2 protein-coding genes and 1 pseudogene are annotated in these 3,231 nt (G+C 63.1%); 1 reads left to right on the top strand and 2 read right to left on the bottom strand.

Annotation, left to right across the window (positions count from 1 at the left end; all coding sequences use genetic code 11):
- Positions 1-1,952, bottom strand: a 1,952-nt coding sequence (locus ACTOXK_RS12235; protein WP_482280013.1) for a molybdopterin-dependent oxidoreductase, incomplete at its 3' end; no start/stop codon positions are given.
- A 202-nt stretch (positions 1,953-2,154) separates the two neighbouring features.
- The gene (locus ACTOXK_RS12240; RefSeq protein ID WP_482280014.1) at positions 2,155-2,889 is read right to left on the bottom strand and encodes a hypothetical protein; all 735 of its coding nucleotides are present in this window, start codon (positions 2,887-2,889) and stop codon (positions 2,155-2,157) included.
- A 124-nt stretch (positions 2,890-3,013) separates the two neighbouring features.
- Here ACTOXK_RS12240 and ACTOXK_RS12245 point away from each other — a divergent pair.
- Positions 3,014-3,231: pseudogene (locus tag ACTOXK_RS12245) on the top strand (anaerobic ribonucleoside-triphosphate reductase); the annotation flags it as partial.

Below are 3,231 nucleotides of genomic sequence, written 5' to 3' on the forward strand. Positions count from 1 at the left end.
TCCTGCGGGGTGCCCTCCACCCCCCAGGCGTCGATATCCTCCTGGGTGATGGATACCAGGGTTACCTGGTTGTCCGCAGAGCCATCGGCCACCGTGGTGCCGGCAATCTCGTTGAAGGTCTTCTGCCGCTCCGACAGGGGATGCAGCCCGCGGTGGTCGTAGCCCATAGCCTCGAGAATCAGGTTGTCTATCTCATCGCTCGATTTCGACTCGTAGACCGGCTCGCAGACCTGCGAATAGCAGAACACGACCTCGCGACCCCCATCGCCCGTGCCCATGAGCGTGCCACCGTCGCGCTCCAAGTCGCTGCATAGCGGCAAGATAATATCGGCGTACTGGGCATCGAGACGCGGAACGAAGCTGCGGTTCACAACAAACTCCACCCGGTCGCCGCGCAGCGCCTCCACGGCTTGGTTGGTGTCGAGCAGAGAGCGCATGGGCGACCAGTTTCCGTTCTCGATCATGCGGATGTCGATGGTGCGCTCCTCGCCGGGCACGACGTCGATGCCGCACGGGTTGCCGATAAAACGGTAGGAGCCGGTGGCCACCGCCCGCCACAACTCCGAGGAGCCGATGAGGTCGTCGGGGGCCTCGAAACCGAAGTCGGGACCGTCCACGCCCAGCGCCTCGGCAGCCTCGGCCTCGCCCGAGCCGCCGGTGAGAATGAGGTTCACCGGACCGTCTGAGGCGCTGTCAGCATAGTAGACGCCGCAAGCATGCCCGGGCTTCCCGAAGTGGCCGCCCATAGCGCCGACGGTCATCATCAGCTGGGGCAGGTCCTCGGCGCCGTTGCAACGGTAGGCCGCGAAGGAGCTTGCGATGAAGACAGCCTTGTCGCAGCCGAGCTCGCGAGCAAACCACGTGATGTCCTCGGCGGGGGTGCCGCATATCTCGCTCGCCCACTCGGACGTCTTGGGAACACCATCGTAGTCGCCGCGCACGTAGCCGAGGAAGTGCTCGCCGTCCCGAGAGGGGCTCTCCTCATCGAAACCGATGCAGTAGGTATGCAGGAAATCCCAATCGACAAGGCCCTCGCCAGCCTCGTCCTGTCGCACCATCTCGTAGGCCACGGCAAGCAGCAAGGCGGTATCGGTGCCGGGACGCGTGCGAACCCAGCGCGCTTCCAGCATGCTGGCACTGGCATTGTAAGTGGGCCCCACGAAAACAAACTGTGCGCCGCGCTCTTTGGCGGCCAGGAAATGCCACGTGGGAGATCCCATGGCCGACCATGCGGGGTTGCAACCGTACAACACGATGGTCTCGGCATTGGTCGCCATGTCGTAGCGATCGTTGCACTGACCGCGCTTCGCGTTGTCGGTGAGGCCGAGCTTCGAGGGCCCGAGGCGAGCCGAGCCCTGGGAGTTCGTATCCCACATGCCCACATAACCCCCGAGATAGCCGTGCAGCGCGCTGCCAAAGGCACTGGGCACGAGCACGGAGCGCGGACCGTAGGTCGAGTAAATGCGCTTAGTCTCGTCGGCGACATACCGAATAGCCTCATCCCAGCTAATGCGCTCCCATTCGTCGCGGCCACGCAACTCGGGATGGAAGTCCTTGCCCCCCGGCTGCCAGCCCTTGCGCTTCAGGGGATACTTGATGCGGTCGGCCCCGAACGCCATCTCCCCGATAGCACGCCCGCGCAGGCAACCGCGCTGCTGGGGGAACTCCTGGCTGTCCTCGTGGGTGTCATCGGTCTTCTGACGCAAGATGACGCCGTCTTCCACGAGCGCCTTGTTCAGGCAGCGGCCGCCGCACGACTGCATGCAGGAGATCGTCGTCCACACCCCCGCCTGCTCCTGCGGCTCAGATGGCGCATCGCCAGTTTCGGCCATCTTCTCCACCGAGGGCGCGCATCCGGCCAGGGACAGGCCCACCGCAGCCGCCGTCGAGGCAGCCACAAACGCACGGCGGTCCATAGCCGGCTCTCGCTGCGCGAATCGGTCGTCGGTCATTTCCTCTCCTCTCTCCAAAAGGGTGGAAGGGTTTCCTTCCATCGCGCATGGTACGAAGCGGAAAGGCACAAGCCACAGGGGCAGTTTCGGTTTTTTCGAGAGGACAGATGGCCCCTTCCTCAAAAGGCGAGGCCCTCTCCAGCATAGCGGGGAGGGCCTCATGGCAGAGAGCCGCAACGGGCGCTCGATGGCGGCTGGGACGCTACACGGCGAACACCACGGAGCAGACGCTCAGCAGGATGGCTCCGAACACGAGGGTGAACACCATCATGGGCCACACGAACTTGAACCAGTGGGACATCTTCATGTCCAGCATCTGCAAGGTCGCCATCACCAGGCCAGTCGGCGCGATGTAGAGCATGGCGTACTGACCGAACTGATAGGCGGCCACGATGATCCAGCGCGGAATGCCCACGGTGTCGGCCAGCGGCGCGAAGATGGGCATCGACAGCACGGCCAGGCCACTAGAGGAGGGCACCACAAATCCGAGCACGAAGAAGATAAGCAGCAAGCAGATCACGAACATCGGGCCGCTCATGCCGGTGACCATGTTCGACGCGGCATTCAGCATGGTGTCGCTGATCATGCCCTCGGTCAGCACATGGTTCACACCGCGGGCCAGGCCGATGATAAGGGCCACGGGCACCAGGCTCGATGCGCCAGAGCCGAAGGCGTCCACCATCTTCGCCTCGCCCACGCCGTCCTTGCCCGTGCCGCCGATGAACATCACGAGAATGGACAAGGTCACGAACTCAGCTGCCATCTGCGGGAACCACCAGCCGAGGTTCATGACGCCGATGATCATGATGACGAAGGCCATCACAAAGATCACCAGCACGATCTTCTTGCGAATCGAGAACTCATGAGCCGCCGCGCTGTTGTCGCCCAGCTCCCACTGGGCGTTGAACTTCTCCCCGTATACGCGGAAACTTTTCAACTTCTCGGGAACAACCGTTGTATCTCCCAGATATTGTGGTAGTATTCTCAATCGCTAACTACATATGGTGAACATTTGGATCGCAGCGGCCAACCGCTCGTTCCGCCGACAGCAAGGAGCACCCATGGAGAACAAGACCATCGACGGCGTGAAGGTGGCCGTGAACTACGCCCAGGCAAGCGACGCCCCCGTCTCCGACGAGGAGATCGCCGCCTACATCAAGCGCGCCCACGACAAGTACCCCCATGGCCAGCTGGAATCCCTCACCTTGGACGTGGACGGCGAGGATGTGGGCATCCACTACGGGCTCGCCCCGGTGAAGTTCGACCGCATCCGCCGCAT

The organism is Adlercreutzia sp., from assembly GCF_056795635.1.